The organism is Halomonas caseinilytica (genome assembly GCF_001662285.1).
GTDB classification, from domain to species: Bacteria; Pseudomonadota; Gammaproteobacteria; order Pseudomonadales; family Halomonadaceae; genus Halomonas; species Halomonas caseinilytica.
Genome location: NZ_BDEO01000008.1, coordinates 164,223 through 186,226 on the forward strand (window position 1 = coordinate 164,223; position 22,004 = coordinate 186,226).

At 62.2% G+C, this 22,004-nt stretch carries 19 protein-coding genes; 13 read left to right on the forward strand and 6 right to left on the reverse strand.

Features of this window, described 5'->3' with window-relative positions; genetic code table 11:
* Window positions 1-15: 15 nt before the first annotated feature.
* Both glmU and glmS read left to right on the forward strand, forming a co-directional pair.
* The gene (glmU, locus tag HSDC_RS10730) at window positions 16-1,383 is read left to right on the forward strand and encodes a bifunctional UDP-N-acetylglucosamine diphosphorylase/glucosamine-1-phosphate N-acetyltransferase GlmU (protein WP_064699939.1); all 1,368 of its coding nucleotides are present in this window, start codon (window positions 16-18) and stop codon (window positions 1,381-1,383) included.
* A gap of 9 nt (window positions 1,384-1,392) precedes the next feature.
* A complete protein-coding gene (gene glmS, locus HSDC_RS10735) occupies window positions 1,393-3,225 on the forward strand; it encodes a glutamine--fructose-6-phosphate transaminase (isomerizing) (RefSeq protein WP_064699940.1) in 1,833 nt (610 codons plus the stop codon).
* Window positions 3,226-3,337: 112 nt separating this feature from the next.
* Here the strand turns inward: glmS and nrdF are convergent, their stop codons facing one another.
* The 4 genes from nrdF to nrdH all read right to left on the reverse strand — a co-directional run bounded on the left by nrdF (window position 3,338) and on the right by nrdH (window position 7,263).
* Window positions 3,338-4,312, reverse strand: coding sequence for a class 1b ribonucleoside-diphosphate reductase subunit beta (gene nrdF / locus HSDC_RS10740; protein WP_064699941.1), 975 nt, complete (start codon window positions 4,310-4,312; stop codon window positions 3,338-3,340).
* A 137-nt stretch (window positions 4,313-4,449) separates the two neighbouring features.
* Window positions 4,450-6,630 (reverse strand): class 1b ribonucleoside-diphosphate reductase subunit alpha, encoded by a 2,181-nt coding sequence (gene nrdE, locus HSDC_RS10745; RefSeq protein WP_244534483.1) that lies wholly within the window; start codon window positions 6,628-6,630, stop codon window positions 4,450-4,452.
* Window positions 6,620-7,024: a class Ib ribonucleoside-diphosphate reductase assembly flavoprotein NrdI gene (gene nrdI / locus HSDC_RS10750; RefSeq protein WP_064699942.1), complete on the reverse strand. Its 405-nt coding sequence runs from the start codon at window positions 7,022-7,024 to the stop codon at window positions 6,620-6,622. The genes nrdE and nrdI overlap by 11 nt, the downstream gene beginning before the upstream one ends.
* A 14-nt stretch (window positions 7,025-7,038) precedes the next feature.
* Window positions 7,039-7,263 carry a glutaredoxin-like protein NrdH gene (gene nrdH, locus HSDC_RS10755; RefSeq protein WP_064699943.1) on the reverse strand — a complete coding sequence of 75 codons (225 nt, stop codon included), beginning with the start codon at window positions 7,261-7,263 and terminating at the stop codon, window positions 7,039-7,041.
* Window positions 7,264-7,584: 321 nt separating this feature from the next.
* Here nrdH and HSDC_RS10760 point away from each other — a divergent pair, with 321 nt between their 5' ends.
* Entirely contained in the window at window positions 7,585-8,445 is an 861-nt protein-coding gene (locus HSDC_RS10760) for a DUF72 domain-containing protein (protein ID WP_064699944.1), read from the forward strand.
* A gap of 324 nt (window positions 8,446-8,769) precedes the next feature.
* The gene (locus tag HSDC_RS10765; RefSeq protein WP_064699945.1) at window positions 8,770-10,110 is read left to right on the forward strand and encodes a sodium-dependent transporter; all 1,341 of its coding nucleotides are present in this window, start codon (window positions 8,770-8,772) and stop codon (window positions 10,108-10,110) included.
* A 102-nt stretch (window positions 10,111-10,212) separates the two neighbouring features.
* Here the strand turns inward: HSDC_RS10765 and HSDC_RS10770 are convergent, their stop codons facing one another.
* Complete coding sequence (locus tag HSDC_RS10770) at window positions 10,213-10,425, reverse strand: PA3496 family putative envelope integrity protein (protein ID WP_064699946.1); 213 nt, start codon at window positions 10,423-10,425, stop codon at window positions 10,213-10,215.
* A gap of 241 nt (window positions 10,426-10,666) precedes the next feature.
* On the opposite strand from HSDC_RS10770, the gene hexR reads away from it, so the two are divergent.
* The 3 genes from hexR to HSDC_RS10785 all read left to right on the forward strand — a co-directional run bounded on the left by hexR (window position 10,667) and on the right by HSDC_RS10785 (window position 15,159).
* Entirely contained in the window at window positions 10,667-11,527 is an 861-nt protein-coding gene (gene hexR / locus HSDC_RS10775; RefSeq protein ID WP_064699947.1) for a transcriptional regulator HexR, read from the forward strand.
* Between the two features lie 142 nt (window positions 11,528-11,669).
* The gene (uvrD, locus tag HSDC_RS10780) at window positions 11,670-13,874 is read left to right on the forward strand and encodes a DNA helicase II (protein ID WP_064699948.1); all 2,205 of its coding nucleotides are present in this window, start codon (window positions 11,670-11,672) and stop codon (window positions 13,872-13,874) included.
* 184 nt (window positions 13,875-14,058) lie between these two features.
* Window positions 14,059-15,159, forward strand: coding sequence for a TRAP transporter substrate-binding protein (locus tag HSDC_RS10785; protein ID WP_064699949.1), 1,101 nt, complete (start codon window positions 14,059-14,061; stop codon window positions 15,157-15,159).
* 36 nt (window positions 15,160-15,195) lie between these two features.
* On the opposite strand, the gene HSDC_RS10790 is transcribed toward HSDC_RS10785, so the two are convergent.
* Window positions 15,196-15,606, reverse strand: a complete 411-nt coding sequence (locus tag HSDC_RS10790; RefSeq protein WP_064699950.1) for an acyl-CoA thioesterase — start codon at window positions 15,604-15,606, stop codon at window positions 15,196-15,198.
* Between the two features lie 160 nt (window positions 15,607-15,766).
* On the opposite strand from HSDC_RS10790, the gene HSDC_RS10795 reads away from it, so the two are divergent.
* From HSDC_RS10795 to cysZ, 6 genes are all read left to right on the forward strand, one after another.
* A complete protein-coding gene (locus HSDC_RS10795; RefSeq protein WP_064699951.1) occupies window positions 15,767-16,714 on the forward strand; it encodes a phosphate ABC transporter substrate-binding protein in 948 nt (315 codons plus the stop codon).
* Window positions 16,715-16,785: 71 nt separating this feature from the next.
* Complete coding sequence (locus HSDC_RS10800; RefSeq protein WP_064699952.1) at window positions 16,786-18,009, forward strand: ABC transporter permease subunit; 1,224 nt, start codon at window positions 16,786-16,788, stop codon at window positions 18,007-18,009.
* Window positions 18,009-19,562, forward strand: a complete 1,554-nt coding sequence (gene pstA, locus HSDC_RS10805; RefSeq protein WP_064699953.1) for a phosphate ABC transporter permease PstA — start codon at window positions 18,009-18,011, stop codon at window positions 19,560-19,562. Before HSDC_RS10800 ends, pstA begins: the two co-directional genes overlap by 1 nt.
* A gap of 33 nt (window positions 19,563-19,595) precedes the next feature.
* Complete coding sequence (gene pstB / locus HSDC_RS10810) at window positions 19,596-20,408, forward strand: phosphate ABC transporter ATP-binding protein PstB (protein WP_064699954.1); 813 nt, start codon at window positions 19,596-19,598, stop codon at window positions 20,406-20,408.
* Window positions 20,409-20,432: 24 nt separating this feature from the next.
* On the forward strand, window positions 20,433-21,155 hold the full coding sequence (gene phoU, locus HSDC_RS10815) for a phosphate signaling complex protein PhoU (protein ID WP_064699955.1): 723 nt from the start codon (window positions 20,433-20,435) through the stop codon (window positions 21,153-21,155).
* Between the two features lie 86 nt (window positions 21,156-21,241).
* Window positions 21,242-21,994 carry a sulfate transporter CysZ gene (gene cysZ / locus HSDC_RS10820; RefSeq protein ID WP_064699956.1) on the forward strand — a complete coding sequence of 251 codons (753 nt, stop codon included), beginning with the start codon at window positions 21,242-21,244 and terminating at the stop codon, window positions 21,992-21,994.
* Window positions 21,995-22,004 lie beyond the last annotated feature (10 nt).

Below are 22,004 nucleotides of genomic sequence, written 5' to 3' on the forward strand. Positions count from 1 at the left end.
GGACAAGGAGTCACGATGACCCTCGATGTGGTGATACTCGCGGCGGGCAAGGGGACGCGCATGCGCTCTTCACTGCCCAAGGTACTGCACCCGCTGGCCGGCAAGCCGATGGTGCGCCATATACTCGATACCACCTCGGGACTCGAGGCCGAACGGACCCACGTGGTGGTCGGACATGGCGCCGAACGGTTGCGCGAGGCGTTGGCCGAGTGTCCGGTACATTTCGTCATGCAGGCCGAGCAGAAGGGTACCGGCCATGCCGTCGCCCAGGCACTCGATGGACTCGGTGATGGCAAGGTGCTGGTGCTCTATGGTGATGTTCCCTTGATCCGGCGCGATACGCTGCGTGCTCTGCTGGCGCCTGTCGATGAACAGCACATGGGGCTATTGACGGTGACCCTGGAGGATCCTACGGGTTATGGGCGGATCCTGCGTGACGAGGCCGGCGAGGCAGTGGCCATCGTCGAACAGAAGGATGCCGATGAACAGCAACGTGCGGTACGTGAGTGCAATACCGGCATCATGGCCATGACCGCCGCCCAGCTGCACCGCTGGTTGCCTCGTCTGTCGGCCGAGAACGCTCAGGGCGAATACTATCTCACCGATGTCATCGCCATGGCTGCTGCCGAGGGTGTGAAGGTGACCACTGCCCAGCCATCGCGACCGGTCGAGGTGGAAGGGGTCAACGACCGCAGCCAGATGGCCCGGCTGGAGCGCGTCCTGCAGAGCGACATTGCCGAGTCGTTGATGGCACAGGGCGTGGCCCTGCGCGACCCGTCGCGTCTGGATGTCCGGGGTAGCCTCAAGTGCGGCCATGATGTCGAGATCGATGTCGGCTGTATCTTCGAGGGAGACGTCGAACTGGGAGAAGGGGTGCGCGTCGGCCCACACTGCGTGATTCGCGACAGCCATATTGGTGCCGAGACGATCATCGAATCCCATAGTGTCGTCGAGGGGGCCGTGGTGGCTGGCCACAATCGGCTCGGGCCCTTTGCTCGCCTGCGTCCGGGGACTCGCCTGGCGGTCGGCGCCAGGATCGGCAATTTCGTCGAGACCAAGAATGCCGAGGTCGGCGAAGGCTCCAAGATCAACCACTTGAGCTATGTCGGCGACGCTCGCCTCGGGCGGGGTGTCAACGTGGGAGCGGGGACCATCACCTGCAATTACGACGGCGCCAACAAGCACCGCACCGAGATCGATGATGATGCCTTCATCGGTTCCAACACCGCCCTCGTGGCTCCCGTCAGCGTGGGCAAGGGAGCCACCGTGGGGGCCGGTTCCACCATTGATCGCGATGTTTCTGACAATACCCTGGCGGTCGAGCGGTCGAGGGTGATCAGCAAGGCTGACTGGAAACGTCCCGACAAGCGCAGGGATGATTGAGGAGAAGTTATGTGCGGCATCGTCGGCGCCGTGGCGCAACGCAATGTGCAAGGCATCCTGCGAGAGGGGCTCAAGCGCCTGGAGTATCGCGGTTATGATTCGGCAGGCATGGTCGTGCGGGGCCCCGACGGGCGCCTGCAGCGACGCCGTGCCCTGGGCAAGGTCGCGGCGCTCGAGGAAAAGCTGGAGGCGTCACCGCTCAGTGGTTACAGCGGCATCGCGCATACCCGCTGGGCGACCCATGGGCGTCCCAGCGAAGAAAATGCCCATCCCCACCAGTCGGGTGAGCGTCTGGCGGTGGTGCACAATGGCATCATCGAGAACCATGAGTCCCTGCGTGCCGAGCTGGAGAGTGCCGGTTACGACTTCACCTCCCAGACCGATACCGAGGTCATTGCGCATCTGATCGAGCGCGAAGCCCGTTCGAGGGATCTGCTGACGGCGGTACAGCGCGTGATCGCGCGACTCGATGGCGCCTATGCCCTGGGGGTGATCCATGCCGACGAGCCGGACGTGGTGATCGGTGCGCGCCAGGGCAGTCCCCTGGTGGTCGGGGTCGGGATCGAGGAAGCCTTCCTGGCCTCGGATCCGTTGGCTCTGCTGCAGGTCACCGATCGCTTCATCTACCTTGAGGAGGGCGATGCGGTACGGCTCTCTGCTGGCGGTGGTATCGAGATCTTCGATGCCTCGGGACAGGCCGTCGAGCGCGAGGTCCGGACCTTCGAGCATGGTGATGGCAGCGCCAGCAAGGGCGAGTATCGCCATTTCATGCTCAAGGAAATCCACGAGCAGCCGGCGGTCATTGCCGAGACTCTAGAGGGGCGGCTCGGCGATCGCTCGGTGCTGGTGGAAAGTTTCGGACCCGATGCCGAGGCGTTGTTGGCACAGGTTGCCCAGATCCATCTGGTGGCCTGCGGAACCAGCTATCATGCCGGTCTCGTGGCCCGCTACTGGCTCGAGCGTTATGCCGGCATACCGGTACAGGTGGAGGTCGCCTCCGAGTATCGCTATCGCCGCGTGGTGGTGCCCGAGAACACGCTGTTCGTGACGCTTTCCCAATCCGGCGAGACTGCCGATACCCTGGCGGCACTGCGTTTTGCCAAGGCAAGGAATTACCTGGGCAGCCTGGCGATCTGCAACGTGCCGGGCAGCTCCCTGGCACGGGAGTCCGACCTGACACTGATGACCCGGGCCGGACCGGAGATCGGTGTGGCCTCGACCAAGGCTTTCACTACCCAGTTGACTGCCTTGATGTTGCTGACCCTGGCCCTCGGCCGCGTTCATGGCCAGGATGCCGAGGAACAGGCGAGCCTGGTCGAGGCCTTGCGCGGTCTTCCTGCGCGGGTCGAGCGGGTCCTGGCGCTGGATGCGGAGATCGAAGACTTATCCACGGCCTTCGCCGAGAAGCACCATGCTCTCTTCCTCGGCCGTGGTGCCCACTTCCCGGTGGCGCTGGAAGGGGCGCTCAAGCTCAAGGAAATTTCCTATATCCACGCCGAGGCCTACCCGGCGGGAGAGCTCAAGCATGGCCCCCTGGCGCTGGTCGACAGCGACATGCCGGTAATCTCGGTGGCGCCCAATGACGAGTTGCTCGATAAGCTGAAGTCGAATCTCCAGGAGGTCAGGGCACGTGGTGGCGAACTCTTCGTCTTTGCCGACGAAGGCGTTGGCCTGGCCAACGATGATGGTATCCGGGTGCTGCACCTGCCACCCATCGAAGATGCGCTGGCGCCGATTCTCTACACCCTGCCGCTGCAGCTGTTGTCCTACCATGTCGCGGTGCTCAAGGGCACTGACGTGGATCAGCCCCGTAACTTGGCCAAGTCCGTCACGGTGGAGTAGGCCGAGCCTGGTCGCATGGCCAACGCGGCATTGGGGGTTCCTCATGCAAGAACGCCGGGGTAGAAGCCCCGGCGTTACTATTTTGGTGAAGAGCCTTCCGTCACCGTGAGGGTTAAAAGGCCCAGTCTTCGTCCTCTGTCCGCTCGGTACGGCCGATCACATAGGAGGAACCGGAGCCCGAGAAGAAGTCGTGATTCTCTTCGGCACCCGGCGAGAGTGCGGCCAGGATGGCCGGGTCGACGGCCTCGGTGGCGTTCGGGAACAGCGCTTCATATCCCAGGTTCATCAACGCCTTGTTGGCGTTGTAGTGCAAGAATGCCTTGACGTCCTCGGTCAGGCCGACGTCGTCGTAGAGAGACTCGGTGTACTGAACCTCGTTGTCGTAGAGGTCGAGCAGCAGATCGTAGGTGGTGTCCTTGATCTGGCGCTGGCGCTCGGCGGATTCCTTCTCCAGGGCGAGCTGGAACTTGTAGCCGATGTAATAGCCATGCACCGCTTCATCGCGGATGATCAGGCGAATCAGGTCGGCGGTATTGGTCAGCTTGCCGCGGCTCGACCAGTACATCGGCAGGTAGAACCCCGAGTAGAACAGGAAGGACTCGAGGAACACGCTGGCGACCTTGCGCATCAGCGGATCGTCGGTGCGATAACGTTCCAGGATCAGTTCCGCCTTGTTCTGCAGGTGCGGGTTTTCCTCGCTCCAGCGATAGGCGTCGTCGACATCGCGGGTCGCGCACAGCGTCGAGAAGATCGAGCTGTAGGAACGTGCATGCACTGATTCCATGAAGCTGATGTTGGTGAACACGGCCTCTTCATGAGGCGTCACGGCATCATTGATCAACACCGGTGCGCCGATTGTGCCCTGGATGGTGTCGAGCAGCGTCAGGCCGGTGAAGACCCGGATGGTCAGTTGCTGCTCGCGTTCGCTGAGGGTATTCCACGATGGCACGTCGTTGGACAGTGGAATCTTTTCCGGCAGCCAGAAGTTGCTGGTAAGCCGGTTCCAGACCTCGAGGTCCTTGTCGTCCTGGAGGCGGTTCCAGTTGATGGCATCGACGCGTTTCAGTCGAGCGGTCATGGCGTTCATCTCATCCGGTTGTCATGCGAGGCGTGGTAGCGCCCCGAGAGAAGTAAAAAACCATCAGGAGGCGGCTTTCCGGGGACAAGGCGAAGCGAGGCCTTGCCTCCGGCGCCGACTGTCATCGAGAGTTTGTCAAAGCTCTCTCAGAGGGTGCAGGACACACACCCTTCCACCTCCGTGCCTTCCAGGGCCGCCTGGCGCAGCCGAACGTAGTAGATCGTCTTGATGCCCTTGCGCCAGGCATAGATCTGGGCGCGATTGATGTCCCGCGTGGTGGCGGTATCGCGGAAGAACAGTGTCAGCGACAGGCCCTGATCGACGTGCTGGGTGGCTTCGGCATAGGTATCGATGATCTTCTCGGGACCGATCTCGTAGGCGTCGCGATAGTAGTCCTGGTTGTCATCGTTCAAGTAGGGAGCCGGATAGTAGACGCGGCCCAGCTTGCCTTCCTTGCGGATCTCGATCTTCGACACCACCGGGTGAATGCTCGAGGTGGCGTGATTGATGTAGGAAATCGAGCCGGTCGGCGGTACCGCCTGCAGGTTGCGGTTGAACAGGCCGTGGCGCATGACCGAGGCCTTGAGCTCGCGCCAGTCCTCGCGCGTGGGTATCCGGATGCCGGCCTTGTCGAAGAGCTCGCGGACCCGCTGAGTTCTGGGTTGCCACTCGCGGTCGGTGTACTTGTCGAAGTAGCTGCCGCTGGCGTAGGCCGAGTCCTCGAAGCCGGCGAAGCTCTCGCCGCGCTCGATGGCCAGCCGGTTCGAGGCGCGTACGGCATGATAAGTAACGGTGTAGAAATAGAGGTTGGTGAAATCCAGACCTTCTTCGGAACCGTAATGGATGTGCTCGCGGGCCAGGAAACCGTGCAGGTTCATCTGCCCCAGGCCGATGGCATGGGAGCGGGCATTGGCCTCGGCGATCGAGGGGACCGAACGGATATCGCTCATCTCGGAGACCGCGCTCAGCGCACGCACGGCGGTTTCGACACTGGCGCCGAAATCCGGCGAGTCCATGACCCGCGCGATGTTGAGCGAGCCCAGGTTGCAAGAGATATCCTCGCCGGTTTGGCGATACCCCAGATCATCGTCGTACACACTGGGCGAATTGACCTGCAGGATCTCCGAACACAGGTTGCTCATGTTGATGCGCCCGGCGATGGGATTGTCGCGGTTGGCGGTATCTTCGAACAGCACATAGGGGTAGCCGGACTCGAACTGCAGTTCGGCGAGTGTCTGGAAGAGTTCCCGGGCATTGGTCTTGGTCTTGCGGATGCGCGCATCGTCGACCATTTCCTGGTACTTCTCGGTCACGCTGATATCGCCGAAGGGCACGCCATAGACACGTTCGACATCATAGGGCGAGAACAGGTACATCGACTCGTTGCGCTTGGCCAGCTCGAACGTGATGTCGGGAATCACGACCCCAAGCGACAGTGTCTTGATACGGATCTTTTCGTCGGCATTCTCGCGCTTGGTATCCAGAAAACGCAGGATGTCGGGATGGTGCGCATTGAGGTAGACCGCCCCGGCGCCCTGGCGTGCGCCCAACTGGTTGGCGTACGAGAAGGCATCTTCCAGCAGTTTCATGATCGGGATGACGCCCGACGACTGGTTGGCGATGCGCTTGATGGGAGCGCCGGCCTCGCGCACATTGCTGAGCGAAAAGGCCACCCCGCCGCCACGCTTGGACAACTGCAGCGCGGAGTTGATGGCGCGGCCGATCGATTCCATGTTGTCCTCGATTCGCAGCAGAAAGCACGAGACCAGCTCGCCGCGCTGGCGCTTGCCGCAGTTGAGGAAGGTCGGAGTGGCGGGCTGGAAGCGGCCATGGAGGATCTCGTCGACCAGGGTCCGGGCCAGCGCCTCGTCGCCGCGGGCCAGGGTCAGGGCAACCATGCAGACGCGATCCTCGAAGCGTTCCAGGTAGCGCTGACCATCGAAGGTCTTGAGCGTGTAGCTGGTGTAGTACTTGAAGGCGCCGAGGAAGCTCTGGAAGCGAAACTTCAGGGCATAGGCCTGATCGAACAACGACTTGACGAAGCTCGCCTCGTACTGCGCGAGCACATCGCCTTCGTAGTAGCCTTCCTCGACCAGGTAATCCAGCTTCTCTTCCAGGGTGTGGAAGAACACCGTGTTCTGGTTGACGTGCTGGAGAAAGTACTGACGCGCCGCTTCCTTGTCGGCTTCCAGTTGCAGACGACCGTCGGCGTCATAGAGGTTGAGCATGGCGTTGAGCGCGTGAAAGTCCAGTACCTTCGGCGTCTCGGCGGTGGCCATTGCCTTTTCCTCTGTTTGGTCGGGGTGGGTCAGGGTGTCATCCAGCATCGTTGATCTCCGTGGCCAGGCATTCGCGTACCTTGGCGACATCCTCGGGGGTGCCCATCAGCTCGAAGCGATGAAGCAACGGTACCTGGCACTTGTGGGCAATGACGTGGCCCGCCAGGCAGTAAGCGCTGCCGAAGTTGGTATTTCCGCCCGCCACCACGCCGCGAATCAGAGCGCGGTTATGCGCATCGTTGAGAAAGCGGATCACCGGAGCCGGCACAGCCGTGCGTGGATCGCCATCGCCATAGGTGGGGACCACCAGCACGAAAGGGCGATGCACGCGCAGGGCCTGTTCATCGCGGCTCAACGGTATCCGTTGGGCGGGCAAGCCGAGCTTCTCCACGAAACGCCGTGTGTTGCCCGATCGCGTCGAGAAATAGACCAATTCGCTCACGCTTGTCTCCGCTGTCAGCTGGCCAACTGACGAATGCGCTCCGGGCGGAAGCCGGACCAGTGCTCGTCAGCGGCGACCACCACGGGTAACTGGCGATAGCCGAGTTCCCGGACAGTGTTGGCGGCCTCGGGCTCCTTGCTGATGTCCACGACGGTGTAGTCGAGGCCTTGCTTGTCGAGGGCGCGGTAGGTGGCGTGGCACTGCATGCAATCGGGTGAGCTGTAAATCTTAATGAACATGATATAGATTCTCGCTTAAAACAGTTTCAACACAACCCATCTGGTCGGAATCCGACACGTCGCTACCATGGCAGCGACCCTTCAATTATACAACATATGGTAAGAAAATAGCACACGATCTGGATATATGGTGTCGTGCGACAATTTGTACCATCAGAAAGCCGCACCAATGAAGCCCCGGGAAGGGCGGCATGGCGGGAGGGGAAGCCGGCACATCAACGGAAAGGGTGATCGAGGGCGTGGTGGCTGGGTATAGTATGCCGCTCGGTGTATGCACCGAGAAGGATCGATCCCAACGAGGGCCTGGGTGGACATGCAACGATGAGCGGACAACTTCACCTGGGGCTGCCGATGTGGGCCAACGATGCCTGGCGGGGCAGCCTGTATCCACCCCATGGAGGCACGGATGGTCATCTCGGCGATTACGCCAGGATATTTTCTGCCGTCGAGGGGAACACGACCTTTTATAGCGGGACCCCGAAGGCGGAAACCGTGGCGGCCTGGGCTCGCCAGGTACCAGCCGATTTCCGATTCTGCTTCAAGCTGCCGTCAAGCTTGACGCATGAACGTCGTCTGGAAGACATCGAGGCCTCATTCGACGCCTTTCTCGAGGCGCTCTCGCCCCTGCAAGGAAGGCTTGGCCCGTTGATGGTTCAGTTGCCACGGGACTTCTGCGCCGAAGAACTCCCCAAGCTGCAGGCATTGCTGTCACGCTGGCCAAGCGACATTCCCTGCGGGGTCGAGGTTCGCCACAGTGAATTTTTCCACAAGGGGGCGGCTGAGCAAGAACTCAACAGGTTGTTGATAAGTCAAGGTGCCAATCGTGTCATGCTCGATGTTCGCCCTCTGTTCTCTACATCGCCACAGGGCCATCCCGGCATGATCAAGGCTCAGGGTGAAAAGCCAAAGCGTCCGTTACACGTGATTTCCACAGGAAATTTTCCTGTCGTACGATTCATTGGTCATGTCGATGCCGAGATCAATGCACGTTACTTCCAACCCTGGATCGACAGGTTGGCGTTGTGGATAAAACAGGGGATAACCCCTTTTCTCTTTGTGCATACCGCCGATAATCGACATGCGCCACAGATGGCGCGACGGCTCCACGATGCCCTTGCCGCACAGATCGGATCGCCACTCCTGCCTGAGTTTCCCGGAGAGCGGCAGGTCGAGCTGTTCTGAGCGTTTTCGACAAGCGACACGGCATGTCGATGGCTGGCCATCAAGCGTATGATCGGATATTTTTACGGCTTGATCGTCACTTGCCACGGGGTATTGCGGGCATTCACTCTTATCCAGGGTGATCTTGTCTGCGCCCCTCGAGGTTCCCGTTACGTTGTACGAACGGTGGCGGGACGCCGTCCTGGCAGCGATCCTGCTCGGCACCTGTCATGCCCTTGAAAGCGGTGGTTCGTGATCCGATGCACCGCGGACGTGACGACTACAAGCACAACGCCGTCATTGCATCCGATCGATCGATGACGACACGCACTCTCAAGGTGAAACATGTCGAAACTCTCCCACGCACAATGGTCATCCCGGCTGACCTTCATCCTCGCGGCGACGGGGTCCGCGGTCGGCCTGGGCAATATCTGGAAATTTCCCTACATGGTGGGCGACAGCGGTGGCGCTGCCTTCGTGCTGGTCTACCTGCTGTGTATCGCCTTGGTGGGGCTACCGGTCCTGGTGGCGGAATGGCTGATCGGTCGCCGTGGCCAGAATAATCCGGCCAATGCCATGTCTGACCTGGCCAAGTCAGTGGGGCAGCCACGTATCTGGATGATCGTGGGCATCAGCGGCATTCTCGGGGCCTTCCTTATCCTGTCGTTCTACAGCGTGATCGGTGGCTGGTCACTGTATTACACCCTGAGCTCGGTGACCGGCGCCTTCAGCGGCCAGGATGCCGATGGCATCGGTGCATTGTTCAACGGCATGCTGGGCAACCCCGGGCTTCTGTTGCTGGGGCATTCGGTCTTCATGCTGCTGGTGATCGGTATCGTCGCTCGCGGCGTGACCAAGGGGCTGGAGGGTGCTGTGCGTACCCTGATGCCTGCGCTGGGCGTTTTGTTGCTGGTACTGGTGGGCTACGGCATGACCACCGGTCACTTCGGTGAAGCACTCGGGTTCATGTTCAATCCCGATTTCGGCGCTCTGAATGGCGGTGTCGTGCTGGCTGCCATGGGGCAGGCCTTTTTCACCCTCTCGCTGGGCATGGGCATCATGATGGCCTATGGCTCCTATCTGGGTAAGGAGGTCAACCTGCTCAAGACTGCCCGCACGGTGATCATCCTCGATACCGTGGTGGCCCTGGTTGCCGGCCTGGCGATCTTCCCCATCGTCTTCGCCAATGGCCTCGATCTGGATTCCGGACCGGGACTGATCTTCGTTACCCTGCCGCTGGCTTTCGGCAACATGGGAGGCGGCGTCATCCTGGGCTTGATGTTCTTCCTGCTGTTGACCTTCGCCGCCCTGACGTCGGCAATTTCGCTGCTGGAACCCGTGGTGGAGTTCGTCGAGGAGCGCACGCCATTGTCGCGTGTCGGCTCGACCCTGGTGGCCGGAGTGGCGACCTGGGTTCTGGGCGTTGCCGCCTTGCTCGCCTTCAACGTATGGAGTGACGTGCTGATTCTCGGCTTCAACGTCTTCGACTTCCTCGACGTCTTGACCAGCAAGTATCTGCTGCCGTTGACGGGCCTGATGGCGATCATCTTCGTCGCCTGGGTACTGGATCGTGAAGGCGTGCGTCAGGAGCTGGGATTGGGTGATACCGGTGCCAAGGTCTGGACGTTGGTATCGCGCTTCATTGCGCCACTGGGCGTGATTGTGGTGTTCATCTCCAGCCTTTGAAGGGCCGGTGGTACCGCGTCATCGAGAGTGACGCCTCTCTAGAGCCCCGCTTCGGCGGGGCTCTACGTTGGTGCCTGGCACCGGATGTCGGGCAGTTGGTGATCAGTGCATGTCGTCGTTCGGTTCGTCCTCGGGAAGCTCGGCGATGTCCTGGCTCAGGCGCTTGAACTCCTCGTGGAGCTCGATACCGCGCCGGGCACGAAGATTGCGCTGGGCTGCGCTGCGGGAGCGCTGCTCGTGCTCGCTGACTTCCATGCTCATGAAGATGTCGAGAAGTTCGCTCCTGACGGAAGTTAACCGTTCGGCTTTACGCATGATCGACTCTCCTGTCTGCAGTGAATGTGCCGGCATCCTGGACGCTGCGCGACACTGCACTTCTTACTATACCCCACTTGACAGAATGATGACGTAACGTCAACCGATGTCGTGGCAGTGGCCCGATGAATCCCCGGGTGCGCATTGCCGAACGGCTTGGGGCATACTGTGAATACAAGATCTTCAACCTATGCGCGGGACGCCGAAAGGACGCCCGCTAGCCGAAACAAGGAGTGTCCGCGTGAGCCTTGGCCTGTTCGATGAAATGAGACGCCGCATGGAGCACTTTCGTCGCTCCGAGCAGAAGGTGGCGCGTTTCGTGTTGCGCAACCCCGAAGAAGTGATCCACATGCGCATCGTCGATCTGGCTACCGAGGCCAAGGTCAGCGAACCCACGGTGGTGCGCTTCTGCCGAGCGCTGGGATGCAACGGCTTTCAGGATTTCAAGCTCAAGCTGGCACAGATGCTGGCGACCGGCAGTCAGTTCGCCCAGTTCTCGATGAACGACAGCGACTCGGTGGCGGAATTCTCCCAGAGCATATTCGACTCCACCGTCGGGACCTTGCTCTCGGTGCGTGACCGGCTGGACAACGAATCGCTGAGTCAGGCAATCAATGCGCTGGCCATGGCCAACCGTGTCGAATTCTACGGTTTTGGCGCCTCTGGGGCGGTGGCCTTCGATGCCCAGCACAAGTTCTTTCGCCTGCAGATCTCCACCGCTGCCTACAATGATCCGCACATGCAGAACATGTCGGCGGCGACCCTCAAGGAAGGCGATGTGGTTGTGGCGATCTCCCAGACCGGCCGTACCAAGGCGCTGGTCGCGAGTGTGCGCCTGGCACGCGAGGCCGGCGCCACGGTGATTGGCCTGTGCCCGAGCGACACGCCTCTGGCCGCTGAGGTGACCCTGCCGCTGTATATCGACGTGCACGAGGATACCGAGATCTATACGCCCATGAGTTCACGCATCGCCCATCTAGTGTTGGTCGATGTTCTGGCAGTGGGCGTGGCCAAGACCCGAGGGCCGAAACTCGCCGAACAGCTCAAGGCGGTGAAGCGAAGCCTCAACCCGCTGCGTTTTCCGGAAGAGGGTGAGTCCTGAGCCGGCATAGCCGACTCAGGAGCTTTACGCCATGAGCTTGAAGCGGGAAGACAACGCTTGACCCGGGGTTCGAGGGGCCAGCTTCCAGCTTCCAGCGTATGATAAGCTGTTGCTCCATTTTCCGAGCAGCGATGCCTTCCCTATGGACGACGTCACGGCGATCCTCGATCAGATGAACCCGGCCCAGCGCGAGGCCGTCAGTGCTCCCCAAGGCAACATGCTGGTGCTGGCCGGCGCGGGCTCGGGCAAGACGCGGGTCCTGGTGCATCGCATCGCCTGGCTGATGCAGGCCGAGGGACTTTCGCCCTATGCCGTGCTGGCGGTGACCTTCACCAACAAGGCGGCCCGGGAGATGCGCACGCGTCTCGAGGCACTGCTGGGCATTTCACTGCGCCATGTCTGGGTGGGCACCTTTCACTCCATCGCTCATCGCCTGTTGCGCACCCATTGGCAGGATGCCCGCCTGCCGCAGCATTTCCAGATCATCGACAGCGACGATCAGCTACGCCTCATCAAGCGCCTGCTCAAGGACTACAACATCGACGACGAGCGTTATCCGCCGCGTCAGGTGCAGTCCTTCATCTCGGGATGCAAGGAAGAAGGCCTGCGCCCCCATCAGGTGGATGCGCATGGCGATGCCTACCTGTCGCAGATGGTCGAGCTCTATGAGCGTTATCAGTTGACCTGCGAGCGGGGTGGGCTGGTCGATTTCGGCGAGCTGTTGCTGCGCAGCCTGGAGCTGCTGCGCGACAATCCCGCCTTGCTGGCCCATTACCAGGAGCGTTTCGGTCATGTGCTGGTCGACGAGTTCCAGGACACCAATACGCTGCAGTATGCCTGGCTGAAACTGCTCACCGGCATGCGTACGCCGATGACCGTCGTCGGCGACGACGATCAGTCGATCTATGGTTGGCGCGGGGCGCGCATCGAGAACATCCGCCGCTTCGAGAACGAGTTTCCCGACACCAAGCTGGTGCGTCTGGAACAGAACTATCGCTCCACCAGTGTGATCCTCGACGCCGCCAATGCCCTGATTCGTTACAACGCCGAGCGCATGGGCAAGGAGTTGTGGACGGCCGGGGACCATGGCGAGCTGATCTCGGTGTATGGCGGCTTCAACGACCTCGACGAAGCGCGCTATATCGTCGACACCATTCGCGAGCGGGTCGGCGAAGGCATCAATCGCCGCGAGATCGCCATTCTCTATCGTTCCAACGCCCAGTCGCGGGTCATCGAGGAAACGCTGATTCGCCAAAGCGTGCCTTATCGGATCTACGGCGGTCAGCGCTTCTACGAGCGTCTGGAGATCAAGAATGCCCTGGCCTATCTTCGCCTGTTGCTCAATCGCGATGACGATGCCTCTCTGGAGCGGGTGATCAATGTACCGGCTCGGGGTATCGGTACTCGCACCGTCGAAACCCTGCGCAACCGGGCCCGCCAGACCGGCGATTCGCTCTGGCAGGCCCTGCACGATGCGACCTCGGATGGCAGCCTGCGCGGTCGGGCCGTCTCGTCGCTGAAGGCCTTCGCCGATCTGATCGAGCAGCTCGACAACGAGGCCGCGGGGCTGTCGCTCCACGAGATCATCGATCGCGTCAACGAACGCACCGGGCTGGTCGAGCATCACCGCAACGAGAAGGGCGAGAAGGGCCAGGCCCGGGTCGAGAACCTGGAGGAGCTGGTGACCGCGGCCAAGGCCTTCACCCAGGGCGAGACCCTTGATGGCGTGGAAGCCGGCGAGGGCATGGCTGCCCTGGAAGCCTTTCTGGCCGAGGCAGCGCTCAATGCCGGTGAGCACGAGGCCGATGAATTCGAGGATTGCGTGCAATTGATGACGTTGCACTCGGCCAAGGGGCTGGAATTCCCGGTGGTATTCATGGCCGGTGTGGAGGAAGGCCTCTTCCCGCACAAGATGTCGATGGAAGAGCCCGGCCGGCTAGAGGAGGAACGGCGGCTCTGCTATGTGGGCATGACACGGGCCATGAAGAAGCTCTACTTCACCCACGCCGAATTGCGTCGGCTGCATGGCAAGGAGACCTTCCAGCGACCGTCGCGTTTCCTGCGCGAGGTGCCCGAAGGCTTCATGGAAGAGGTCAGGCTACGTGGCCAGGTCTCGCGTCCCGTCACCACCTCGCGGCCTTCGCCGGGTCTGCAGCAGAATGGCGTCGAGGGCGGGGCGGATTTGCCGTCGTTGTCGCTTGGCCAGCGCGTCAGTCACCCGGTCTTTGGCGAGGGCGTGATTCTCAACGCCGAAGGCGAGGGGGAGCGTGCCCGTGTCCAGGTCAGCTTCGAAGGAGAGGGCGACAAATGGCTGGTACTGGGCTTCGCCAAGCTGACGCCGCTGTAGTTGATGCCCTGGTAGGACGCCCTTGTAGAAAGGCACAAGCCCTGATGCATCGTTGCGTTCGCGACAATGGGTGGCGCCAGTGGTTCGCTTGCCGATGAAATCGGCCTTCGCGCATACTGCCTGTCGGACACGGTGCCGCCTGGCACGATACATAAAAAAAGACCACCAAGGAGCCGCCCTCGCCATGGAGCGTCGCAACTTTCTCAAGACCAGTCTCAAGACCCTGGGTGCCGGCACAGCAGGCGTCGTCGCCGCCCCCTTCGTCAACACCGCCAGTGCGCAGGAGACCATCACCTGGAACATGGTGACGTCCTGGCCGAAGAATTTTCCTGCCCTGGGCACCGGGGCCAACGATTTCGCCGCGCGCATCGAACGCATGTCGGGCGGACGCATGCGCGTGAAGGTCCATGGCGCCGGAGAAATGGTACCGGCCATGGAGGTCTTCGATGCGGTCTCGGCCGGCACCGCCGAAATGGGGCATTCTGCTTCCTATTACTGGCGTGGCAAGGTCGCCGCCGCCCAGTTCTTTACCGCCGTGCCCTTCGGCATGACCACCACCGAGACCAACGCCTGGTTGTATAATGGTGATGGCCAGTCCCTGTGGGACGAGGTCTATGCCGAGCACAATCTCAAGCCCTTCCCGGTGGGCAATACGGGTACCCAGATGGCCGGCTGGTTCAAGAAGGAAATTAAGTCGCTGGACGACATGCAGGGGCTCAAGCTGCGCTTGCCCGGGTTGGCCGGAGAGGCGATGAGCGGCATCGGCGTGACCACCATGACCACGCCCGGCAGCGAAATCTTCACCTCCATGCAGACCGGGGTGCTGGACGCGGCCGACTGGGTCGGGCCGTACAACGATCTGGCCTTCGGCCTGCACCAGGTGGCGGATTACTACTATACCTCAGCCTGGAACGAGCCCAGCGCCGTCCTGGAGGGTACCGTCAATCTGGATGCCTGGAAGGCGTTGCCGGATGATCTCAAGGCGGTGGTGACGGAAGCGGCGCGGGCCTCCAACCTGGCCATGATCAGCGAGTTCGCGCTGCGCAACGCCGAGGCGCTGAAGACGCTGGTCGATGAGCACGGCGTCAAGTTGCGCTCCTTCCCCGACGATGTCATGTCGGCACTGCACGAGTCTTCCCGGGAGGTACTGCAGAAGCAGATCGACAGCGACGAGGCGTCACGTCGTGTGTATGACTCCTATCGCACCTTCCAGCAGAAGGTGCGTCCCTTCACCGATGTGGGCGAGTTTGCCTATCTGAAGGCCCGGGAAAAACAGCTGGGATAAGCCCGCATGAGCCGATGACGGTGGCCGCGCTTGTCTCTAGTCGTCTCCCTGGCGCACGGCCCGGATGCGGCCCTTGTCGTCCAGAGCGACCATCACGAAACGAGCCTCGGTGACCTTGTGCAGTTCATCGGGGTTGCGATCCTGTAGGGCGTGGCTCCACACCTCGACATCGATCTTGATCGAGCTGCGGCCGATCTCGCGGATCTCGGTGAAGATATTGACGACCGAACCCACGCGGACGGGGCAGAGAAAATCCATGGCCTCGATGGCAACGGTGGCGGTTCGACCATGGGCTTCACGGCTGGCGGTCAGTTCGGCGGCCTGATCCATGTGGCCGACCAGCCAGCCACCGGGGATGTCGCCGTGCAGGTTGGTGTCCTGGCGACGGGCGGTCAGCTTCAGTGCCAACTGACCGCGCGGTGCTGGAATATCATCGAGTTCGCTCATGGGTCGTGATGCCTGGGTTGTTATTGTGGATAGGGGGAGCGCGAGTGGCGTTATCCTATTACGGCAAGCCATGATAAACGGCAAGGTCGTGGTCACTCCACCTTTTGCGGCATCATGACGCGGGCCGGCTCACCAGCCGCTTGTTCCACCGGGAGGACGCATGCTATCCGCCATTCGCCAACGCCTTCGGGTCGCCTTGCTGGTCGTGGGCTTCGTCTGCGCCACGCCCACGTTGGCCGAGGAGCCCGTCGGCACCTTGGGTACCGTGGGTTCCGATACCATGGCGGGTCTGATGTTGCGGTGGGGTGAGCAATTGGCACGCCAGCATCCGGGCATGCGCCTGCAACTCCAGGCCAGCGGCTCGGCCAGCGCGCCGCCGGCATTGACGGCTGGCACCACCCTGGTGGGCCCCATGTCGCGCCCGATGACCGAGGTCGAACTGTCGGCGTTCGAACGCCATTACGGCTATCCGCCTCAAGCCCTGGTGGTGGCGCGCGATGCTCTGGTCGTGGTGGTGCATCGTCACAATCCTCTGCGCAGCCTTGGCCGCCCCGAGCTGGATGCCATCTTTTCGGATGGTCGTCGATGCGGTGCGGATGACAGCATGGATCGTTGGTCAGCATTGATCGAAGGCGATATCCAGGGACACATCATGCCGCACGGGCGAAATGCGGTTTCCGGGACGCATGAACTGTTCCGGCGCGAAGCCTTGTGCAATGGCGCCTTTCGCCCCGACGTCAGCGAGCATCCGGGCTCTGCCGCCGTGGTCGCAGCGGTGGCTTCCGACCCGCGGGCGATCGGTTATGCCGGCCTCAACCACCTGACCCCCGGCGTGCACTCGGTGGCCTTGCGCGATGACGATGGCAATGTGCATCGGCCCGAGCCGTCGGCGGTGCGGAGTGGCGATTATCCCTTCACGCGCGATCTGCGGCTTTACGTGAACCTCCCCCCGGATAATGCCTTGCCCGAGGTCGAACGTGCCTTTCTCGATCTGGTCCTGTCGCCGGAGGGACAGGCGATTGTCGAGGAGCTGGGATTCGTCGCATTGCCGCAGGCGGTGCTGGAACGTCAACGCCGCGATCTCGGTCTGGAACCACTGGGTTCCTGACGGTTGTCACTGCATTGTCATGACACTGTCGTATTTTTTCGCTACCGCATTTATTCCGCTCTGGACCCAGCATGCAACATACGCCTTCACCGCCCCCTGTACGCCGGCATTTCCGTCAGACCCGTGACCGCCTGGCCACGGCGCTGATCACTGCCGGTGGCATCGGGGTGATCGCGGCGGTGATGGCCATCGGCGTCTTTCTGGCGGTGGAGGTGGTGCCGCTGTTCTGGTCCTCATCGGATGCGCCCCGGATCAACCTGGAAACGCTGTGGCTGCCCCAGGCTTACGAGGGCCATGAGGTACCGGTACATCGCTGGCAGCCGGCGATGCCCGAGGGGGGAGGCGAACCTCGCTTCGGCATGCTGCCGTTGGTCTGGGGAACCCTGGAAGCGGCGATCTGGGCACTAGTGATTGCCGTGCCGCTTGCGCTGGGAGCGGCGGCACACTCGGCGCTGTTCATGTCGCGTCGCTTGCGGGCCCGCTTGAAGCCGACCCTGGAGCTGATGGAGGCCATGCCGGGTGTGGTCATCGGTTTCGTGGCCGGGTTGGTGTTGGCACCCTGGCTCGACGATCACCTGGCGCTGGGTCTGACGCTGCTGGTCATGCTGCCCTCGGGACTGCTGCTTGCCGGTGGTCTGTGGGCGCGCCTCGGCGCCCGATGGCGTCGCCCCCTGCCGATGGGGTGGGCGGCATTATGGCTGTTGCCCTGGTTGCTGGTGTGCTGGTTTCTGTCGTCCTGGCTGTCACCCGTGCTGGAAGCCTGGTGGTTCGGGGGCGATCTGCGTGCCTGGCTGGAGGTGTCTCTGGGGCTGGATTATGCGAATCGCAATGCCATCATCGTCGGCATGGCGATGGGATTTGCGGTCATGCCCAGCATCTATGCGCTGGCCGAGGATGCCTTGTCGGGTGTACCGAAGTCACTCGTTGAAGGCGCAGAGGCGCTCGGTGCGACACGCTGGCAGTCCTTGTGGAAGGTGGTGCTGCCGGCGGCCGGTCCGGGTGTGTTGTCGGCAGTGATGATCGGCGCCGGCAGGGCCGTGGGAGAAACCATGATCGTGCTGATGGCCAGCGGGAATACCGCGCTGATGACTGCCAGTCCGCTCGATGGCCTGCGCTCGATGGCGGCGAGCATCGCCATCGAGCTGCCCGAGGCCGTGCCTGGCGGAACCCATTACCGCTTGCTCCTGCTGGCGGCCTTGCTGCTGTTCGTCTTCACCTTCTGCGTCAATACGCTGGCCGAGGTGGTCAGGTCACGGCTTCGTCGGCGTTACCGTCGCATGGAGGGCCTGGGCTGATGATGACCTGGCGACGTCCATCCAGACGGGCGGCACGCAGCGAGGGGCCCTGGGCCTGGCTGGCTGCCGGCAGCGTCGCGACATCGCTGGCGCTGCTGGCGCTGCTGCTGGGGCTGTTGGCGGTGCGGGGGCTTGGCCATTTCTGGCCGGCCGAGGTGTCTCTGGTGGCCCTGGACGATGGCCGCCAGTTGGCCGGATGGGCGGTCAAGGAGTCGCCCCTACCGGGTGGCGACGGTCGAGAGCGACTGTATCGTACGGGCAACCGGGATCTGGATGGTGCCATCTGGGATTGGGTGGACCTGGACGAGATCCGCGAGGTGAGCCATCCCTCCGATCTGGTGGTTCTGGAGCGGCGGCGCTGGAGTGAGTTCATCGGTCGTCTCGAGGCGGTCGAGACCGAGTCGGGGGAGCGCATCTCGGGTGAATCGGCCTGGCCGGCTCTCGAGCGGCGCTTGACGGCGCTCGAACAGCATCGGGCCTCGATCGAAAGATTGCGACACCAGGTCATTCGTCCTCTGGTGCTTCGCCTCGAGGCGGGCGAGGCGTCCGAGCTGGAACGGGAAAGGCTCTCGGCGGCCCAGGAGCAGGTGCGTGAGCAGCAGGCTGCCTTGCCGAAGGATATCCTGATCCTGGAAACCGTCGACGGCAGACAGCTGCGCCAGCCGCTGACGGAAGTGACCGATGCGCTTCAACCCAATGCCATGGGGGTGGGCGAGAAGGTCGTTGCCTGGAGCCAAGGCGTCTGGCGCTTTCTCTCCGAGGGGCCGCGTGCCGCCAACACGGCCGGCGGTGTCTGGCCGGCGATCTTCGGTACGGTATTGATGGTGGTGCTGATGTCGATCTTCGTGACCCCGTTCGGTGTGCTGGCGGCAGTCTATCTCAACGAGGTGGCCCACCAGGGACGATTGACGCACTGGGTGCGCATCGGCGTGCGCAACCTGGCCGGCGTGCCGTCCATCGTCTACGGCGTCTTCGGGCTTGGTGTCTTCGTCTATGGCATTGGCGGCCACCTGGATGACTGGTTCTTCTCGTCGTCGCTGCCATCGCCGACCTTCGGCACCGGCGGCTTGCTGTGGGCGTCATTGACGCTGGCGCTGTTGACGTTGCCGGTGGTGATCGTCGCCACCGAAGAGGGGTTGGCACGCATCCCCGAGAGTCAGCGGGAGGGAGCCCTGGCGCTGGGAGCGACCCGCTTCGAGATGTTGACGCGGATCGTGCTGCCGATGGCGATGCCGGCCATGTTGACCGGCGTGATCCTGGCGGTGGCGAGGGCCGCCGGCGAAGTCGCGCCGTTGATGCTGGTCGGGGTCGCCAAGCTGGCGCCCCAGGTACCGGTGGACGGCGAGTTCCCCTTTCTCCATCTTGATAGGAAGTTCATGCATCTGGGCTACCACATCTTCGATGCCGCCTTTCATGGCGGCGATGTTCAGGCAGCGATGCCGTTGATCTATGCCACGGCATTGTTGCTGGTCCTGGTGATCCTGGTGCTTAACCTGACTGCAATATTCTTGCGTCACCATTTGAGATCGCGCCATGGCACCCTGTCGAAATAGTGAGGTGCCATCATCGCGCCAAGGGGAACCTTGATGACTGTCATGCAGGAGACGCGTTCTTCTCCGGGAGCGTTCATCGATTTCAGTCCCGATGTCACGAGCCTGGAGATTCGTGGTTTCGGCCTGCGCTACGGCGACAAGCCAGCGCTCGCCAACCTGTCGTTACGGGTGCCGCGCCATCGGGTCACGGCCTTCATCGGTCCTTCGGGGTGTGGCAAGTCGACGCTTTTGCGTGCGCTCAACCGTCTGCATGACCTCAACGAGGATGTGACATGGGAAGGTACCATCCGCCTCGAGGGGCAGGACATTCATGCTCCCGAGGTCGCCGTGGCGGAATTGCGTCGTCGGGTGGGCATGGTCTTCCAGGCGCCCAATCCCTTCCCTATGTCGATCTATGACAACGTGGCCTTCGGGCTGCGGCTGCAGGGAAGGATGCCCAAGCGGCGGGTCGACGACATCGTCGAATGGGCGCTGCGCTCGTCGGCGTTGTGGGATGAGGTGAAGGACCGCTTGCGGGCCTCCGCCTGGTCGTTGTCCGGTGGCCAGCAGCAGCGTCTGGTGATCGCTCGTACCCTGGCCGTGGGGCCCGAGGTACTGCTGCTCGACGAGCCGGCCTCGGCACTGGACCCGATTTCCACGCTCAAGGTCGAAGAACTGATCCGCAACCTGAAGTCGAGCCTGACCCTGGTGCTGGTCACGCACAACATGCAGCAGGCGGCACGGGTCTCGGACTACACCGCCTTCCTGCAGGACGGCGAACTGGTGGAGTATGCCCCCACCGACACGCTGTTCACCAATCCGCGCCTTGCGCGTACCGAGAATTACATTACCGGACGCATGGCCTGATGGCCCTGCTCCCAGGAGAGTCTCATGGACATCACCAGTGACATTCACAGCCAGCATATCTCTCGCCAGTTCAATCATGAGCTCGAGGAACTCAAGACCCACCTGATGGCCATGGGCGGTCTGGTCGAAAAGCAGGTGCAGGACGCCGTGAGCGCTCTTCTCGAGGGCGATTCCTCGCTGGCCGAACGGGTCGTGGACAATGACCGCGCCGTCAACGACATGCAGATCAAGATCGACGACGAGTGCACCCGCGTGCTGGCTCGACGCCAGCCTGCCGCCTCCGATCTGCGCCTGGTGCTGGCGGTAATCCGTGCCGCCTCCGATCTGGAACGCATCGGTGACGAAGCCAGCAAGATCGCCCGTAATGCCATCGAGCTCATCGACAACAATGTCGGCGGACGTGGGTTCGTTGAAGTGCGCATCATCAGTGAGCATGTGCGTCGCATGATGCGCGACGCCCTGACCTCCTTTGCCCGCTTCGATACCGAGCTGGCCCTGCAGGTCGTACAGGAGGATGAGCAGGTCGACAACGAATACCAGACGGCCATGCGTTCGCTGATGACCTTCATGATGGAGGATGCTCGTTCGATCTCGCCGGTACTCGGCATCATGTGGATCCTGCGGGCCCTGGAGCGTGTCGGCGACCACGCCAACAACCTGGCCGAGTATGTCGTCTACCTGGTTAAGGGACTCGACATTCGCCATACGGATCCGGATGATCTCGATCAGGAGCTCGGCGAGAGCTGAAGCCGCCCTCGCCGGGGCACGCTATGTGACATGGGCCGTCGCCATGAGCGGCGGCCCATGTCGTCGTGATCGAGGATATTGAACCCATGCTGGATGCTTTCACGGCGCTTTCCCGGGGGACTCGCCTGGTCTATACGCGCGGGCTGCGGCGCTATGTGTTCCTGCCGATACTTGCCAACCTGCTCGTCTACGGGAGCATGCTGACTTATGTGCTGAGCCATTTCGGTGGCTGGCTGGACGGCTGGATGGCGATGGTGCCGGGATGGCTCGATTGGCTCTCCTGGCTGATCTGGCCGTTGTTCGTGATCAGTCTGGTGCTGATCGTGTTCTTTACCTTCACCCTGGTGACGCACCTGATCGCCGCGCCTTTCTACGGCTTTCTGGCGGAAAAGGTCGAGATCGAGGTGACCGGGCGTGCACCGCTGGACGATCGGAGCCTGGTGCGTGCCGGCATCGATGCCCTCGGGCGCGAGTTGGTCAAGCTGGCCTACATCCTGCCGCGCATGGCGATCCTGTTCGTGATCAGCTGGATTCCCGTGATCAACCTGATCGCACCACTGCTGTGGGGCGCCTTCACGGCCTGGACCATGGCCATCACCTATCTCGATTATCCCATGGACAACAACAAGGTGAGCTTCGCCGACATGCGCCGGCGGCTTGCGGCGCGCCGTTGGTCGACCCTGACCTATGGCGGCTGGGTGACGCTGATCACCTGGGTGCCCCTGGCCAACCTCTTCCTGCTGCCCGGCGCCGTGGCCGCTGCGGTGTTGATGTGGGATCGCCATTATCGGGAACTCGCCCCGATCGGCGAAGGTATCGTCCCGCCCCGGTCGCGCTGAACGATACCAA